At 72.5% G+C, this 14,736-nt stretch carries 17 protein-coding genes; 13 read left to right on the top strand and 4 right to left on the bottom strand.

Annotated features, from left to right (window positions below):
- Positions 1-73: 73 nt before the first annotated feature.
- Together ACIQBJ_RS22830 and ACIQBJ_RS22825 are read right to left on the bottom strand one after the other, a co-directional pair.
- The gene (locus tag ACIQBJ_RS22830; RefSeq protein ID WP_400713447.1) at positions 74-1,036 is read right to left on the bottom strand and encodes a zinc-binding dehydrogenase; all 963 of its coding nucleotides are present in this window, start codon (positions 1,034-1,036) and stop codon (positions 74-76) included.
- A gap of 147 nt (positions 1,037-1,183) precedes the next feature.
- Positions 1,184-2,377 carry an NADP-dependent malic enzyme gene (locus ACIQBJ_RS22825; protein WP_400713444.1) on the bottom strand — a complete coding sequence of 398 codons (1,194 nt, stop codon included), beginning with the start codon at positions 2,375-2,377 and terminating at the stop codon, positions 1,184-1,186.
- Between the two features lie 560 nt (positions 2,378-2,937).
- On the opposite strand from ACIQBJ_RS22825, the gene ACIQBJ_RS22820 reads away from it, so the two are divergent.
- From ACIQBJ_RS22820 to ACIQBJ_RS22800, 5 genes are all read left to right on the top strand, one after another.
- Entirely contained in the window at positions 2,938-3,885 is a 948-nt protein-coding gene (locus ACIQBJ_RS22820) for an ABC transporter substrate-binding protein (RefSeq protein WP_400713440.1), read from the top strand.
- A 273-nt stretch (positions 3,886-4,158) separates the two neighbouring features.
- On the top strand, positions 4,159-5,100 hold the full coding sequence (locus tag ACIQBJ_RS22815; protein WP_400713438.1) for an ABC transporter substrate-binding protein: 942 nt from the start codon (positions 4,159-4,161) through the stop codon (positions 5,098-5,100).
- 35 nt (positions 5,101-5,135) lie between these two features.
- A complete protein-coding gene (locus ACIQBJ_RS22810; protein WP_400713436.1) occupies positions 5,136-6,092 on the top strand; it encodes an amino acid ABC transporter permease in 957 nt (318 codons plus the stop codon).
- Positions 6,089-6,883: an amino acid ABC transporter ATP-binding protein gene (locus tag ACIQBJ_RS22805; RefSeq protein WP_400713433.1), complete on the top strand. Its 795-nt coding sequence runs from the start codon at positions 6,089-6,091 to the stop codon at positions 6,881-6,883. The genes ACIQBJ_RS22810 and ACIQBJ_RS22805 overlap by 4 nt, the downstream gene beginning before the upstream one ends.
- Before the next feature lie 122 nt (positions 6,884-7,005).
- Positions 7,006-7,605, top strand: coding sequence for a CGNR zinc finger domain-containing protein (locus tag ACIQBJ_RS22800; RefSeq protein ID WP_400713430.1), 600 nt, complete (start codon positions 7,006-7,008; stop codon positions 7,603-7,605).
- A gap of 7 nt (positions 7,606-7,612) precedes the next feature.
- Here ACIQBJ_RS22800 and sodX read toward each other — a convergent pair whose 3' ends face one another.
- Positions 7,613-8,020 (bottom strand): nickel-type superoxide dismutase maturation protease, encoded by a 408-nt coding sequence (gene sodX, locus ACIQBJ_RS22795; protein ID WP_400713427.1) that lies wholly within the window; start codon positions 8,018-8,020, stop codon positions 7,613-7,615.
- 103 nt (positions 8,021-8,123) lie between these two features.
- Between sodX and sodN the strand changes: the two genes are divergently transcribed.
- The 6 genes from sodN (at position 8,124) to ACIQBJ_RS22765 (ending at position 12,600) form a co-directional block, all read left to right on the top strand.
- Positions 8,124-8,519 (top strand): superoxide dismutase, Ni, encoded by a 396-nt coding sequence (sodN, locus tag ACIQBJ_RS22790; RefSeq protein WP_030457790.1) that lies wholly within the window; start codon positions 8,124-8,126, stop codon positions 8,517-8,519.
- A gap of 556 nt (positions 8,520-9,075) precedes the next feature.
- Positions 9,076-9,423 carry a GntR family transcriptional regulator gene (locus tag ACIQBJ_RS22785; protein ID WP_400713424.1) on the top strand — a complete coding sequence of 116 codons (348 nt, stop codon included), beginning with the start codon at positions 9,076-9,078 and terminating at the stop codon, positions 9,421-9,423.
- Positions 9,420-10,403 carry a DUF1648 domain-containing protein gene (locus tag ACIQBJ_RS22780; RefSeq protein ID WP_400713421.1) on the top strand — a complete coding sequence of 328 codons (984 nt, stop codon included), beginning with the start codon at positions 9,420-9,422 and terminating at the stop codon, positions 10,401-10,403. The genes ACIQBJ_RS22785 and ACIQBJ_RS22780 overlap by 4 nt, the downstream gene beginning before the upstream one ends.
- Positions 10,404-10,510: 107 nt before the next feature.
- Positions 10,511-10,990: a GNAT family N-acetyltransferase gene (locus tag ACIQBJ_RS22775; RefSeq protein ID WP_400713418.1), complete on the top strand. Its 480-nt coding sequence runs from the start codon at positions 10,511-10,513 to the stop codon at positions 10,988-10,990.
- A 172-nt stretch (positions 10,991-11,162) separates the two neighbouring features.
- Entirely contained in the window at positions 11,163-11,576 is a 414-nt protein-coding gene (locus ACIQBJ_RS22770) for an anti-sigma regulatory factor (RefSeq protein WP_400713415.1), read from the top strand.
- A gap of 133 nt (positions 11,577-11,709) precedes the next feature.
- Positions 11,710-12,600, top strand: a complete 891-nt coding sequence (locus tag ACIQBJ_RS22765; RefSeq protein ID WP_400713412.1) for an RNA polymerase sigma factor SigF — start codon at positions 11,710-11,712, stop codon at positions 12,598-12,600.
- 84 nt (positions 12,601-12,684) lie between these two features.
- Here ACIQBJ_RS22765 and ACIQBJ_RS22760 read toward each other — a convergent pair whose 3' ends face one another.
- Positions 12,685-13,101 carry a hypothetical protein gene (locus ACIQBJ_RS22760; RefSeq protein ID WP_400713409.1) on the bottom strand — a complete coding sequence of 139 codons (417 nt, stop codon included), beginning with the start codon at positions 13,099-13,101 and terminating at the stop codon, positions 12,685-12,687.
- A 51-nt stretch (positions 13,102-13,152) separates the two neighbouring features.
- Between ACIQBJ_RS22760 and ACIQBJ_RS22755 the strand changes: the two genes are divergently transcribed.
- Both ACIQBJ_RS22755 and ACIQBJ_RS22750 read left to right on the top strand, forming a co-directional pair.
- Complete coding sequence (locus tag ACIQBJ_RS22755; RefSeq protein WP_400713406.1) at positions 13,153-14,124, top strand: diacylglycerol/lipid kinase family protein; 972 nt, start codon at positions 13,153-13,155, stop codon at positions 14,122-14,124.
- A 343-nt stretch (positions 14,125-14,467) separates the two neighbouring features.
- A complete protein-coding gene (locus tag ACIQBJ_RS22750; protein WP_014138019.1) occupies positions 14,468-14,719 on the top strand; it encodes a WhiB family transcriptional regulator in 252 nt (83 codons plus the stop codon).
- Positions 14,720-14,736 lie beyond the last annotated feature (17 nt).

Below are 14,736 nucleotides of genomic sequence, written 5' to 3'. Positions count from 1 at the left end.
GTAGGCACCCCGTGTGCACGGAGCGCCCCCGGTGGACGGCCGGGGGCGCTCCGCCGCGTCTCCCGCCGCCCCGTCAGGGCGTGAGCACCAGCTTGCCGAACACGTCCCCGCTCGCCAGCCGGGCGAACGCGTCCCGGGCCCCGGCCAGCGGCAGCACCGAGTCGATCACCGGCCGGACCCCGGCGTTGGCGCACAGTGCCAGCAGGCCGGCCAGCTCCTCCTTGCTGCCCATGGTCGAGCCGACCACCTTCAGCTCCAGGAAGAAGATCCGGTTCAGCTCGGCGGCCTTCGGGTTCGGGCCGCTGGTCGCGCCCGAGATCACGATCGTGCCGCCCGGCCGCAGCGACTTCACCGAGTGCGACCAGGTCGCCGCGCCGACGGTCTCCATCACCGCGTCCACCCGCTCGGGCAGCCGGGCCCCGCTCTCGAACGCCGCGTCCGCGCCCAGTTCCACCGCGCGGGCCCGCTTGGCCTCGTCCCGGCCGGTGACCCAGACCCGCAGTCCGGCCGCCTTGGCCAGCACCACCAGGGCGGTGGAGACCCCGCCGCCGGCGCCCTGCACCAGCACCGTGTCGCCGGGCTTCACCCCGGCGTTGGTGAACAGCATCCGGTAGGCGGTCAGCCAGGCCGTCGGCAGGCAGGCGGCCTGCTCGAAGCTCAGCCCCTTCGGCTTGGGCAGCAGGTTCCAGGTCGGCACGGCGACCCGCTGCGCGAACGTCCCCTGGTAGCGCTCGGTCAGGATCGAGCGCGGCTCGGCGGGGCCGACGCCGTGGCCGCTCTGGCCGACCACCGAGTGGATCACCACCTCGTTGCCGTCCTGGTCGACGCCGGCGGCGTCGCACCCCAGCACCATCGGCAGCCGCTCGGCCGGCAGCCCGACCCCGCGCAGCGACCACAGGTCGTGGTGGTTGAGCGTGGCGGCCTTCACCGTCACCACGCTCCAGCCCGGTCGGGCCACGGGCTCGGGCACCTCGCCCAACTCCAGCGCGCTCAACGGGTCGTCGGGACTGATGCGGGCGGCATAGGCAGCGAACATGCCCGGACCATAGCCCCGCGGCCGCGGCCCTGGTAACCACGACCCGCTGTGACGGTGCGCATATTGCGCGACCGGGAACGGGCCGGGGCGCGGGGCACGGCGTCCGCCGTGCTGCCCGCGCCCCGGCCCGTCGGTGCGCTCCCGGCGTCAGATCCGGGCGATGCCCTCGGCCCGGGCGGCGGCGGCGACCGCGGCGGTGACCGCCGGGGCGACCCGCTCGTCGAACGGCGACGGGATGACCTTCTGCGGGGTCAACTCGTCGGCGACGACGCCCGCGAGGGCCTTCGCCGCGGCGAGCTTCATGCCCTCGGAGATCCGGCTGGCCCGGACCGAGAGGGCGCCCGCGAAGATGCCCGGGAAGGCCAGCACGTTGTTGATCTGGTTCGGGAAGTCGGAGCGCCCGGTGGCGACCACCGCCGCGTGGCGGTGCGCGACCTCGGGGTGGATCTCCGGGGTCGGGTTGGCCATCGCGAAGATGAAGCAGCCGGGCGCCATGGTGGCGACGGCCTCCTCCGGGACGGTGCCGCCGGAGACGCCGATGAACACGTCGGCCCCGGCCAGGGCGTCCGCGAGGCTGCCGGTCAGGCCGGTCCGGTTGGTGAGCGCCGCGATCTCCGCCTTGACGTCGGTGAGGTCGCCGCGGCCCTCGTGCACCACGCCGCGGCGGTCGCAGACCGCCACGTCGCCGATGCCGGCGGCGAGCAGCATCTTGGCGATGGCGATGCCGGCCGCGCCCGCGCCGGAGATGACGGCGCGCAGGTCGCCGACCTGGCGGCCGGTCACCTCGGCGGCGTTCCACAGCGCGGCGGTGGTGACGATCGCGGTGCCGTGCTGGTCGTCGTGGAAGACCGGGATGTCGAGCCGCTCCTGGAGCTGCTTCTCGATCTCGAAGCAGCGCGGGGCGGAGATGTCCTCCAGGTTGACGCCGCCGAAGGACGGGGCGAGCCGGACCACGGTCTCGACGATCTCGTCGACGCCGGTGCAGGCCAGCGCGATCGGCACCGCGTCGACGCCGCCGAACTGCTTGAACAGGATGGCCTTGCCCTCCATCACGGGGAGCGAGGCCTCCGGGCCGATGTCGCCGAGGCCGAGCACGGCGGTGCCGTCGGTGACCACGGCGACCGTGTTGGACTTCCAGGTGTAGTCGTTCACCAGGGCGGGCTGCTCGGCGATGGCGGTGCAGACCCGGGCCACGCCCGGGGTGTAGGCCAGCGACAGGTCGTCGGCGTCGCGGACCGGGACGGTCGCCCGGATCTCCATCTTGCCGCCGCGGTGCAGCGCGAAGACGGCGTCGACCGGGTCGTCGGTGCTCTGGGTGTCGGTGATGATCTCCGCTGCCACAATGACCTCTTCGTCATGTATTCGGCGAAGGCGCATCCGACGGACTTCGACCCGGCTCCGCGTGGCAATGCGCGAGTGCGGGCGCGCCGTCGCTGGCGCACCCGTGGCCGGGTCGGGGCGCTGCCGTCGGGCCGCGCCCTCGGGTGAGGGTATGGGTGTTCTGCGCTGTCGTCGGGACGCCGGTACCGCACCTGTGCCGGGTCCTTCTTGTCCGCGTGGCCCCCCGAGCGAGGAGTCCGCACGGCACTCGCAGGAGTGAACGCAGACACGGAGGAGAGTGGGCGCTTCGGATACGGAGCCGGTGAGGGCTTCCGTTCCTGGCACCCCGGCCCTTGTGGCGAACCGGCGGTCTGAGTTCTGCGTCGGGGGTCACCCGATACCAGATTCTGACATACCCGCGACCTGAAACATCAGGCCGGGATGGCAGTATCCGGTGTTCGACCACCGTTGTCCGGACGTTCCCGCTGCCGTCGGGCGGCGTCCGACCCCCGCCCTGACCAGGCACGCAGACCCGCGCGCGCGGGGGCGGGGCGCACCACCTCTCCCACAGGAGCTCCCCGATGACGTCCGCAGCCCGCCGTCCGATACTCCACCGCCGCCCGAGCGCCGCCGCGGCCGTCGCCGTGACCGCCGCCCTGCTGCTGTCCGGCTGCGGCAGCGGGGACGGGGCCTCCTCCACCGCCAAGGCGCCGGAACCGGGCGCGAACCTGAACACCCTGCTGCCGGACACGCTGCAGCGGACGGGGGTGCTGCGGATCGGGGCCGACCTGTCGTACGCGCCGATCGGCTTCAAGGCCGCGGGCGGCCGGCCGGACGGCATGGACGTGGACCTGGCGCAGGCCCTGGGCCAGGCGCTGGGGGTGCAGGTGCAGTTCGTCGACGCGCCGTTCGACAAGCTGATGCGGGGCCTGCAGGCCAGCCAGTTCGACGTGGTGATGTCGGGCATGACCGACAACGCGCAGCGCCGGGACGGCGCCGACGACGAGGGCCAGAAGTCGGGGCCCGGCGTGGACTTCGTGGACTACTTCATCACCGGCAGCTCGATCGTGGTGTCCCAGGGCAACCCGCAGAAGATCGGCTCGCTGGACGACCTGTGCGGCCGGACGGTGGCGCTGCAGAAGGGCACCATCCAGGCGACGCTGGCCGACCGGCAGAACCAGGCCTGCGAGAAGGTCCACAAGAAGCTGACGGTGCGCACCACCGCGACGGACGACGAGGCGCTGGCGCTGGTCGCCCAGGGCAAGGCGGCGGCGGACCTGAGCGACGCGCCGGTGGCGGCGCTGGCCGCCAAGGAGGGCCGCGGCGGGGCGCGGTTCCAGCTGACGGGCGATCAACTGTCGCAGGCGCCCTACGGGATCGCGGTGCTGAAGACGGACACCGCGCTGCGGGACGCGCTGGCGCGGGCGCTCGACCGGGTGATCCGCAGTGGCGACTACGAGAAGATCCTGGCGAAGTGGGGACTGTCGGCGGGTGCGGCGCAGAACGCGGTGGTGAACGGCGGGTTCTGAGCCGTCCGCCGACCGACTCGAAGCATGTGCATACTTATGCATCATGTGACATGGCCCGGAGAATGGTCCGAATAGCGGACACATGATGCTCCTGTTATCCGATTTTGATCTGTCGCGGGGCCCGTTCGCCCGGGCACGGTGGCAGGATTCCCCACACATCGGCTCCACCTGTCACCTCGGCGGAGGGTGGCGAGCACCGACCCCGCTGTACCCCGCGCCGCTCCCCCCGGCGGCGCGACCACCCGTCCGACTCCCCAGGAGGAGATCCCCCTCATGACCGCTCGTACCCAGCGCACCCGGCTGATCGCCGCCGCTGCCACCCTCGCCGCCGGCTCCCTGCTCCTCACCGCCTGCGGCAGCAGCACCAGCAGCAGCTCCGGGTCGACCGGCACCGCGGGCGGCAACGCGACCCAGCAGGTCTCCGCGGCCGCCGCCGACCCGGCCCTGGCCGCCCTGGTCCCGGCCGAGGTCAAGTCCGCCGGCAAGCTCGTGGTGGCGGCCGACGCCTCCTACGCGCCCAACGAGTTCAAGGACGAGAAGGGCAACATCGTCGGCATGGACGTCGACCTGGCCAAGGCCGTCGCCCAGAAGCTCGGCCTGACCGCGGACGTCCAGAACGCCGACTTCACCTCGATCATCCCGGGCATCTCGTCCAACAAGTACCAGCTCGGCATGAGCTCCTTCACCGACACCAAGGAGCGCGAGCAGACCGTCGACATGGTCACCTACTTCACCGCCGGCTCCGCGGCCGCCGTGAAGAAGGGCAACCCGGACAAGGTCAACCTGGACGACCTGTGCGGCAAGAAGGTCGCCGTGCAGACCGGCACCACCCAGGCCGACGAGATCAAGGACACCCGGAACCCGGACTGCACCAAGGCCGGCAAGCCGACCATCCCGAACGACGGCGACAAGTTCACCCTGCAGACCGACGTCACCGGTGCCCTGGTGGCCGGCCGCGACCAGGTCATGCTGGCCGACTCCCCGGTCATCGACTACGCGCTCAAGCAGACCGGCGGCCAGCTGGAGAAGATCGGCTCCACCTACGACAGCGCCCCCTACGGCATCGTCGTCGCCAAGGGCAGCGGCCTGACCAAGGCCGTCCAGGGTGCCGTCACCGCGCTGATCGCCGACGGCACCTACAAGCAGATCCTCGACAAGTGGGGCGTCGCCGCCGGCGCCGTCACCACCTCCGAGATCAACGCCGCCAAGAGCTGACCCTCCGCCACCCGAACCCCTGACGAGGTAATCACGTGAACAAGACCGACCAGGGGTCGGTGACACCGGGACGGCCCGAGGCCATCAAGGCCGTCCCGGTACGCCACCCCGGACGCTGGGTGGGCGTGGCCGTCATCGCGGTGCTCGTCGCGATGCTGGTGCACGCCCTGCTCACCAACCAGGCGATCAAGTGGGACGTCGTCGGCAACACCCTGACCGACCCCACCATCGTCCACGGCATCTGGGTCACCCTGGAGCTGACCGCGCTGTCCATGCTGATGGGCGTGGTCGGCGGCGTGCTGCTGGCCGTCATGCGGCTCTCCGGCAACCCGGTGCTCTCCGGCGCCGCCTGGGTGTACATCTGGGTCTTCCGCGGCACCCCCGTGCTGGTGCAGCTGGTCTTCTGGAACAGCATCGGCGCGCTCTGGCCGACCCTGTCGATCGGCATCCCGTTCGGCCCGTCGTTCTGGTCCGAGAGCTCCAACACCCTGATCCCGGTGTTCACCGCGGCCCTGCTCGGCCTCGGCCTGAACGAGGCCGCCTACATGGCGGAGATCGTCCGCTCCGGCATCCAGTCGGTGGACGAGGGCCAGACCGAGGCCGCGCACGCGCTCGGCCTGTCCAAGGCCGCCACCATGCGCCGGATCGTGCTGCCGCAGGCGATGCGGGTGATCATCCCGCCGACCGGCAACGAGACCATCTCGATGCTGAAGACCAGCTCCCTGGTGCAGGTGATCGCGCTGGTCGAGCTGTTCACGGCCGGCCACGACATCTACGCCCGCACCTTCCAGACCATCCCGGTGCTGATCGCCGTCTCCATGTACTACCTGCTGATGACCTCGATCCTGACCGTCGGCCAGTACTACATCGAGCGCCACTACGCCCGCGGCACCAACCGGACCCTGCCGCCCACCCCGGTCCAGCGGCTGCGCACGCTGCTCGCCGGCCGGGCCCCGGCCAGGCCCGCGCAGGACGGAGGGACCCCGTCATGACCGACCTGTCCAAGCCGCAGGCGGCCCCCGGCCGCCCGATGGTCCGGGCCGAGGGCGTCCACAAGTCCTACGGCCAGGTCGAGGTGCTCAAGGGCATCGACCTGGAGGTGCAGCAGGGCGAGGTGTTCTGCCTGGTCGGCCCGTCCGGCTCCGGCAAGTCCACCTTCCTGCGCTGCATCAACCACCTGGAGAAGATCAACGCCGGGCGGCTGTACGTGGACGGCGAACTCGTCGGCTACCGGCAGCGGGGCGACCGGCTGTACGAGCTGAAGGACCGCGAGGTCGCGCTCAAGCGCCAGGACATCGGCATGGTGTTCCAGCGCTTCAACCTCTTCCCGCACATGACCGCGCTGGAGAACGTCATCGAGGCGCCGGTGCAGGTCCGGAAGGAGAACCGGGCGCAGGCCAGGGAGCGGGCGATGGCCCTGCTGGAGCGGGTCGGCCTGGCCGACAAGTCCGGCAACTACCCGTCCCAGCTCTCCGGCGGCCAGCAGCAGCGGGTGGCGATCGCCCGGGCGCTGGCCATGAAGCCCAAGCTGATGCTGTTCGACGAGCCCACCTCGGCGCTCGACCCCGAACTGGTCGGCGAGGTGCTGGACGTCATGCGCGGCCTCGCCGAGGAGGGCATGACCATGATCGTGGTGACCCACGAGATGGGCTTCGCCCGCGAGGTCGGCGACGCGCTGGTGTTCATGGACGGCGGCGTGGTGGTCGAGTCCGGCCACCCGCGCGAGGTGCTCACCAACCCGCAGCACGAGCGGACCAGGGCCTTCCTCTCCAAGGTGCTCTGACCCGCCCGCACCCCCCGGTGCCCGCCCCGCGCCCCCGGCGCGCGGCGGGCACCGCCTTTTCCGGGCCCGACTGTAATACCCTGGAGTCATTCGACCCGTTACATTCGTTCGGAAGGAACCCCGTGGAGCTCTCCTCCTACGCCGACTTCGCCGTCCGGCTGGTCAACAGCGAGGAACCCGCCCGCGGCACCGACGAACTGACCTCGGCGGACGCCGTCCGCGCCCTGTTCGGGGCGCCGTCCCGGGCCGCCGCGCTCGCCGACGGCTCCGACCTGCCCCGGCTGCGCGCCGTCCGCACCAGGCTGCGCGGGGTCTTCGAGGCCGCCGACGCGGGCGAGGACGTCCGGGCGGTCGACCTGCTGAACAGCCTGATGGTGGAGTACCCCGTCAGCCCGCTGGTCTCCGGCCACGACGACCTGGACGACACCGGCCGCCCCAACTGGCACCTGCACCTGGCCGACAACGCGCCCACCGCCGCCGCCAACTACGCGGCCGTCGCCTGCATGGGCCTGGCCATCCACCTCACCGAACTCGGCGTCGACCGGCTCGGCATCTGCCAGGCCGCGCCCTGCCGCAACGCCTACCTGGACACCTCCACCAACCGCTCCCGGCGCTACTGCTCGGACCGCTGCGCCACCCGGGCCAACGTGGCCGCCTACCGGGCCCGCAAGCGCCAGGAGGCCCAGCGGGCCGCCGAGGAGGCCGTGGCCGCCGGGGCCTGACGCCCCGTCACGGCTCCGCCTCGAACGGTGCCACCACGCCCAGCCGCGCGGCCAACCGCCCCGGCCGCCCGCGCAGCACCCGCTCCAGCCGCCGCCCCGGAGCCAGCCAGGCCGGCCGGGGAGCCAGCCGCAGCAGCACCCGGCCCAGCACCAACTCGTCCGGCACCACGCCGTATTCACGGCTGTCGGTACGCACCAGCGGATTGTCGGAGAGCATCCACCACCCGCCCGGACGGCGCCCGACCGCCCGCTTCACCACCAGCAGCTCCGGCCGCCGCGGGTGCCGGAACAGCACCACCGCGCCGGGCCGCGGCGGCGCGCCGTACCGCACCAGCACCCGGTCGCCGTCGGACAGCAGCCGGCGCATCGACGGGCCGGCGACGTCGACGACGCCGAACGGTGTCCCATATCGCACGATTCGGACTCCTTCTTTTGCCCTAGGCCCCCGGGGCGACCGCGAATTCGGCCGGGCGTCGGGGTAATCTCGGCGCGGGAAGACGATCTAAGGAAGGACCACCATGTTCTCTCGTCTGTTTGCTCCGCGAGTCACCGCCCACGCCCACTGCGACCTGCCCTGCGGCGTCTACGACCCCGCCCAGGCCCGCATCGAGGCCGAGTCGGTGAAGGCGACTCAGGAGAAGTACCAGGCCAACGAGGACGCCGAGTTCCGCGCGCGCGCCATCGTCATCAAGGAGGAGCGCGCCGAGCTGGTCAAGCACCACCTCTCGGTCCTGCACACCGACTACTTCAAGGCCCCGCACTTCGAGGCCTACCCCGGCCTGCACGACCTCTTCAACCGGGCCGGCAAGGCCGCCTCGGCCGCCAAGGCGTCCACCGACCCGGCGACCGGCCAGGCCCTGCTCGACCTGATCGCCGAGATCGACGCCATCTTCTGGGAGACCAAGAAGGCCTGACGCCCTCTCACCCGCACCACCGGAACACCCGGCCACCACCACCCCGACCAACGGGGCCCCGGCGGCCGGGTGTTCCGCATTCCCGCCCCGACACCTCACCCCACACCGCAGGCCCTCCCACACCAACGCCTCGTCACCCACCTCACGCCGCAGGCACTCCCACCCAGCGTCCGGCGTCCACACCCGCCGCAGGCGTCCCGTCCCGACACCTCGCCACCCACCGCAGGCAGTCACGCCTCGTCACCCGCCTCCCAGCCGCCACCCCTCGCCGCAGTCGCTCCCACCCAGCGCCCGGCAGCCACACCCGCCGCAGGCGTCGCCCCCGCCTGCCCTGCCCTGCCCTGCCCTGCCCCCGCAGGCATCGCCTTCTCTCCTGCGCCCGCCGCAGGCGTCTCCTCTCCGCCGCGTCCGCCGCAGGCGTCGCCCCCACCTGCCTCCCCTCCCCCACTCGCCCCTCCATCTCTCCGTCCGTTCCCGCCCCCGCCCGCCGCAGGCGTCGTCTCCCCACCGACCCCCCTTCACTGATGAAGCCGATGGTGCTACTTTCATTAGCACCATGCTGCTGAGACTGGACACCCGGGACACCCGCCCCCTGCACGAGCAGGTCGCCGCCGCCGTCCGCCGCGCCGTCGCCGAGGGCGAGTGCCGGCCCGGTGACCGGCTGCCGTCGGCGCGGGAGCTCGCCGAGGCGCTCGACGTCAACGTCAACACGGTGCTCCGCGGCCTGCGCGACCTGCGCGACGACGGCCTGCTGGAGTTCCGCCGCGGTCGCGGCGTGACCGTCGCCGCCGCCGCCGACCACCGCTCCGGGCTGCTGGAGCAGGCCCGCGCCCTGGTCGCCGAGGCGGCCCGTCTCGGCTACAGCAGGGCCGAACTCGTCGAACTGATCAGGGGGATGCCATGACCGGACCGGAGGACCCGCCCCGCGGCGGCCTGCTGCTGCCGACCGCCTGGTGGGCGGTGACGGCGGCGCTCACCGCCGTCCTGCCGCTGCTCGCGGCCGACCGCCTGCCGGCGGAGCTCGCCACCCACTGGAGCGGCCGCACCGCGAACGGCTCGATGCCCTTCTGGGCGGCCTGCGCGGTGCCGGCCCTGCTCTGGGCGGCGCTGGGCGGCGTGGCCCTGTTCGGGGTCCGCCGGGGCGTCGACCCGGGCTTCCGGGCCTGGAGCCTGGGCGGTCTGGCGGCGGGCGGCGTGCTCTTCCCCGGCCTGCAGGCCGTCTCGGTCGGCGCCAACCTGGACCGCGCCGACTGGCACACCGCCGCCCTGCCGCTCGGCGGGTTCCTCGGCGTGCTCGCGGCCTCGCTGGCGACCGGCGCGGCGGTCCGGCTGCTGACCGGCCGGGGCGGCCCCGTGCCCGCGCCGCCCGCCGTCACCGGCCCGGTGCTCGAACTCGCCGACGGGGAGCGGCTGGTGTGGTTCTCCCGGGCCGTGAACCGGCCGCTGGGCGGGCTGGCGGCGGTGGGCGGGCTGCTGGCCGCGGCGGCGCTGCCGCTCGTCCTGACCGGCGTGCTGGCGGCCGGGCCGGGCTGGACGCTGTTCGCGGTGTCCGCCGTGGTCGGCGCGGCGGGCGCGAGCTGCTGCTCGGTGCGGGCCCGGGTCTCGGCGGCGGGCCTGGAGGTGGCGCTCGGCCCGCTCGGCCTGCCCACCCGCCGCTGGTCCCCGGCGGAGCTGGACTCGGCCCGGGTCGAGGTCCGCACCGCCGCCCGGGTCGGCGGCTGGGGCTACCGGCTCTCCGGGCTGGGCACCACGGTGATGCTGCGCTCCGGCGAGTGCCTGGTGGTCCGGCTCCGCGCCACCGGCCAGGACTTCGCGGTCAGCGTGGACGACGCCGGGCGCGGCGCCGCCCTGCTGAACGCGCTGCTCGCCCGCCAACGCGCCTGACGCCCGGCCCTGTTGTCCCCCTGCCCGGCACGGACCGTTTTCGGCGGTCCTGTGCCGGGCATAAAGACCGTTCCGGACGGAGGGGGGAGATGAGTACGCTCGACCGTATGATCCGCACCGCGACTCCCGCCGACGTCCCCTTCGTCCACGCCATGATCCGCGAACTCGCCGAGTACGAGCGGGCCCTGCACGAGGCCCGGGCCACCGAGGAGCAGCTGCGCGACGCGCTGTTCGGCGAGCACCCGGCGCTGTTCGGCCTGATCGCCGAGGACGAGAGCGGCGAGCCGGTCGGTTTCGCGCTCTGGTTCCGCAACTTCTCGACCTGGCGCGGCACCCACGGCATCTACCTGGAAGACCTCTACGTCCGCCCGGAGAAGCGCGGCGGCGGCCACGGCAAGGCGCTGCTGACCGAGTTGGCCCGGATCTGCGTGGAGCGCGGCTACCACCGGCTGGAGTGGTCGGTGCTGGACTGGAACGAGCCGTCGATCGGTTTCTACAAGTCCCTCGGCGCGGTGCCGATGGACGAGTGGACGGTCTTCCGGCTGACCGACGGCGCGCTCGCCGAACTGGGCTCCACGCCCCGTTGAACGCGCCCCTGTTCGAACGGTGATCCCTCGTTCCCGTGACGGTGGTACGAGATCACGACAGACCGGCCCCGGGCGCGGTAACGTCTCGGGGCACAAGGCAGTTGAACCGAGCCAGTGGTGTTGGCAGGGCCTTCCCCGGCCGCGAGCACCGTGCGTCACCCAGGAGGTGAGGGTGTCCCAGATCGACGGCGAGCCCGGAGTGAAGGACTTCGTTGAGGTCCGCCTGCCCGCGGCGGGCGCCTACCTCTCGGTGCTGCGGACGGCGACCGCCGGCCTCGCGGCCCGGTTGGACTTCACCCTGGACGAGATCGAGGATCTCCGCATCGCGGTGGACGAGGCCTGCGCGATCCTGCTCCAACAGGCCGTTCCCGGCTCGATCCTGAGCTGCGAGTTCCGGCTGGTGGGCGACGCGCTGCGGGTGACGGTCTCCGCCCCGACCACCGACGGCCGCGCCCCGGAGCGGGACACCTTCGCCTGGACGGTGCTGTCCGCGCTGGCCGGCGAGGTGGACTCGACGGTGGCCGCGGACAAGACGGTCACCATCAGTCTGCACAAGAAGCGCGGCGGGTCGCCGGGCCAGCCGTAGCCAGTGACGTGTTCTCGGAACGGAACGGGTGATCGCCGTGAGTGATCTGGACCGCACAGCCGTCGTACCGCCGCAGGCCAGTGCTGCCCGCACCGCCGCCCCTGAAGAAGCCCTCGTGAAGGACTCCCACCGGATGAGCCAGCCGACCGACCCGAAGCCCGAGCGGCCCGAGACGTCGCCCGCGGCCGAGACCGCCGCGGACGACGCCCCGGTGGCCGCCGCCGAGGCGGTCCGTTCGACCGTCCCGGCGCAGGCGCACCGCAGCGGCGCCCCGGACCGCGAGGCGGCCCGGGCGCTGTTCGTGCGGCTGTCCGAGCTGCCGGAGGGGTCGGCGGAGCGGGTGGAGATCCGCAACCAGCTGGTCCGGATGCACATCCCGCTGGTCGAGCACCTGGCCCGGCGCTTCCGCAACCGGGGCGAGCCGCTGGACGACCTGACCCAGGTCGCCACCATCGGCCTGATCAAGTCGGTGGACCGGTTCGACCACGAGCGGGGCGTGGAGTTCTCCACGTACGCGACGCCGACCATCGTGGGCGAGATCAAGCGGCACTTCCGGGACAAGGGCTGGGCGGTGCGGGTGCCGCGCCGCCTGCAGGAGCTGCGGCTGTCGCTGACCACGGCGACCAGCGAGCTGTCCCAGCGGCACGGCCGGTCGCCGACGGTGCACGAGCTGGCCGAGCACCTGGGCATCTCGGAGGAGGACGTGCTGGAGGGCCTGGAGTCCGCCAACGCGTACTCCACGCTCTCGCTGGACGTCCCGGACAGCGACGACGAGTCGCCGGCCGTGGCGGACACCCTGGGGGCCACCGACGAGGCCCTGGAGGGCGTCGAGTACCGCGAGTCGCTGAAGCCGCTGCTGGCCCAACTCCCGCCCCGGGAGCAGAAGATCCTGGTGCTGCGGTTCTTCCGGAACATGACGCAGTCGCAGATCGCGGCCGAGGTCGGCATCTCGCAGATGCACGTCTCCCGGCTGCTCGCCCGCACCCTCGCGCAGCTGCGCGAGAAGCTGCTGGTCGAGGAGTAGCCACGGCCGCAGGCGCCGGCGAACGCCGCAGGGCCCGCCCCCGATCCCGGGGCGGGCCCTGCGGCGTTCGCGCGGGCGGAGGCCCTACTGCTCGCCGTAGAGGACGGCGGTGACCCGGGGGTTGAGCAGCGCGACGATGCCGGCCAGGCCGAGCACGGCGACCGCGACGGCGGCGACCGCCATCGCCCCGCCGGACTGCCACATGTAGTACGCGACGGGCAGGCAGATCGAGTTGGTGAGCACGGCGGGGCTGCGGCCCCAGCGCTGCCGGCGCAGCAGCGCCCGCCCGGCCAGCAGCGGCAGCAGGCCCATCAGCAGCAGCACGGCGCCGCCGAGTTCGGCGCGGCCGAAGTCGGCGTCCTCGCCGAGGAAGCCGGCGACCAGGTCGTAGAGGCCCCAGCCGGCCATGGCGGCGCCCTCCAGCGCGGTGATGCCCGCGCCGACGAGCAGCGGGACGGGCCGGTCGGCGGCGGGGGCGGCGGTGGCGGATTCAGCGGTCACCGGGCCAGGGTAACGGTCGCCCCGCGCGGGCCGGGTCGTAGGCTGATCACCATGCGCGCTCTCCTGGTCGTGAACCCGAAGGCGACCACCACCAGTGGCCGGACCCGGGACGTGCTGATCCATGCCCTGCGGAGCGATCTGAAGCTGGACGTGGCCGAGACCCAGTACCGCGGCCACGCCGGCGACCTGGCCCGGCAGGCGGCCGAGGACGGCTCGGTGGACCTGGTGGTGGCCCTGGGGGGCGACGGCACCGTCAACGAGGTCGTGAACGGCCTGCTGGCGCACGGGCCGGGCGAGCGGGTGCCGCGGCTGGCGGTGGTCCCCGGCGGGTCGACCAACGTGTTCGCCCGCGCGCTGGGCCTGCCGAACGACCCGGTGGAGGCGACCGGCGCCCTGCTGGACGCGCTGGCGCACCGGCGGGAGCGGGCGATCGGCCTGGGCAAGGCGCTGACCGCCGGGCTGCCGGACCGCTGGTTCACCTTCACCGCGGGACTGGGCTTCGACGCGGGCGTGGTCGGCCGGGTGGAGCGCCAGCGCCGGGCGGGGCGCAAGTCCACGCACGCGCTCTACGTGGTCGAGGCGCTCCGGCACTACGTCACGGAACGTGAACACCGCCGTTCCGGGCCGATCTCCCTGGAGATCAACGGCCAGGACCCGGTGCCGGGCATGGTGATGGCCATAGTGTCGAACACTTCGCCGTGGACGTTCCTGGGTTCCCGGCCGGTCTTTCCCTCGCCCTCGGCGTCCTTCGAAACCGATCTGGACATCTTCGGAATCACTCGAATGACCGCGTTCCGGACCGCCCGAACGGTTCGTCAGATTCTGCGTCCGCTCCCCCCGGCGGAGCACGGCAGGCGCCCGGACGGCCCGGCGGGGAAGCATCTCGTCACCTATCACGACGTCCGGCACTTCACCTTGGTTTCACAGGAACCGGCCCCGTTTCAGGTCGACGGGGACCACCTTGGAGACAGGAGTCGCGTCAGTTTCACAGGCGTACGCCGGGCACTGCGTGTGATTGTGTGACCAGAAGGGGTGCATTGCCTTGCTCTCGAACGTTCGAGCCCCTTCACTCCATAGAAGTACTGCCTGTGAGGTAGGCGACACCGAAGAATCAAAAATTTCTTGCCGAAGGGGGTTGTATCCGGCTCCGAGGTTTGCGAACCTCTACATGGCGATCGGGACACACCGCAGCGGGACATCGCGGGAGAGCCCCTCGAATCGCCGAACCCCTCTCAGCACAGACCGCCCGGGCCCGATGGGCCTTAGGTCCCTTTTGCTGTTGCGGGATTCGTGAAAGCGTTCACATTCACAAGCCATTCGAGTGAGTCACGGGCTTCCGCCCGTCGACCGGAGGAGTTGGACGACCATGGACTGGCGCCACCGCGCTGTCTGCCGCGAAGAGGACCCGGAGCTGTTCTTCCCGATCGGGAACACCGGCCCCGCTCTGCTGCAGATCGAGGAAGCCAAGGCCGTGTGCCGCCGCTGTCCCGTCATGGAGCAGTGCCTGCAGTGGGCGCTCGAGACCGGCCAGGACGCCGGCGTCTGGGGCGGCATGAGCGAGGACGAGCGCCGCGCGATGAAGCGCCGGGCCGCCCGCAACCGCGCCCGCACCGCCTGACACACCGTCAGAAGCCT

This window comes from Kitasatospora sp. NPDC088391 (genome assembly GCF_044753345.1).
Classification (GTDB): Bacteria; Actinomycetota; Actinomycetes; order Streptomycetales; family Streptomycetaceae; genus Kitasatospora.
This window is presented reverse-complemented; position numbering and strand designations above follow the sequence as displayed.

Excerpts from the sequence above, each read along its gene's own strand:
- ACIQBJ_RS22805 (WP_400713433.1), top strand. The coding sequence starts at position 6,089 with ATGACCGACCTGTCCAAGCCGCAGGCGGCCCCCGGCCGCCCGATGGTC.
- ACIQBJ_RS22755 (WP_400713406.1), top strand. The coding sequence starts at position 13,153 with ATGCGCGCTCTCCTGGTCGTGAACCCGAAGGCGACCACCACCAGTGGC.
- ACIQBJ_RS22780 (WP_400713421.1), top strand. The coding sequence starts at position 9,420 with ATGACCGGACCGGAGGACCCGCCCCGCGGCGGCCTGCTGCTGCCGACC.
- ACIQBJ_RS22765 (WP_400713412.1), top strand. The coding sequence starts at position 11,710 with ATGAGCCAGCCGACCGACCCGAAGCCCGAGCGGCCCGAGACGTCGCCC.
- ACIQBJ_RS22775 (WP_400713418.1), top strand. The coding sequence starts at position 10,511 with ATGATCCGCACCGCGACTCCCGCCGACGTCCCCTTCGTCCACGCCATG.
- ACIQBJ_RS22785 (WP_400713424.1), top strand. The coding sequence starts at position 9,076 with ATGCTGCTGAGACTGGACACCCGGGACACCCGCCCCCTGCACGAGCAG.
- ACIQBJ_RS22750 (WP_014138019.1), top strand. The coding sequence starts at position 14,468 with ATGGACTGGCGCCACCGCGCTGTCTGCCGCGAAGAGGACCCGGAGCTG.
- ACIQBJ_RS22820 (WP_400713440.1), top strand. The coding sequence starts at position 2,938 with ATGACGTCCGCAGCCCGCCGTCCGATACTCCACCGCCGCCCGAGCGCC.
- sodN (WP_030457790.1), top strand. The coding sequence starts at position 8,124 with ATGTTCTCTCGTCTGTTTGCTCCGCGAGTCACCGCCCACGCCCACTGC.
- ACIQBJ_RS22830 (WP_400713447.1), bottom strand. The coding sequence starts at position 1,036 with ATGTTCGCTGCCTATGCCGCCCGCATCAGTCCCGACGACCCGTTGAGC.
- ACIQBJ_RS22815 (WP_400713438.1), top strand. The coding sequence starts at position 4,159 with ATGACCGCTCGTACCCAGCGCACCCGGCTGATCGCCGCCGCTGCCACC.